The organism is Halomonas sp. ND22Bw, from assembly GCF_003011945.1.
GTDB classification, from domain to species: domain Bacteria; phylum Pseudomonadota; class Gammaproteobacteria; order Pseudomonadales; family Halomonadaceae; genus Halomonas; species Halomonas halophila.
Window position 1 is genome coordinate 1 of the sequence record NZ_PXWD01000964.1, and the last position, 268, is coordinate 268.

Here is a 268-nt window from a genome sequence, read left to right on the forward strand (position 1 = left end):
AGCGCAGGATGCGCGGCCGCCCGCAGCAGCGCGGCCACGGTCTCGCCGATGTCGGACTCCTCGTTGTGCGCCGGAACGACGATGCCGATCATCGGATGCCCTCGCGCTGGGCCACCGAGCGTCCATCGAGACACCAGAGTTCCAGCAGGAAGTCGTCCTCCGCGTGGCGCACCAGGCGCGCCAGGCCGGTGTGGGTGAAGGCGCGATGCACGACGTCGGTGGCGAGGGCGCGCTCCTTGAAATCGGGACGCCAGTTGCAGGCGACCAG

General features: G+C 70.1%; 1 protein-coding gene. It reads right to left on the bottom strand.

Translation table 11 applies throughout. From position 1 onward, the window contains the following. Positions 1-88 precede the first annotated feature (88 nt). Positions 89-268, bottom strand: a 180-nt coding sequence (locus CVH10_RS26065) for a hypothetical protein (RefSeq protein ID WP_219924932.1), incomplete at its 5' end; no start/stop codon positions are given.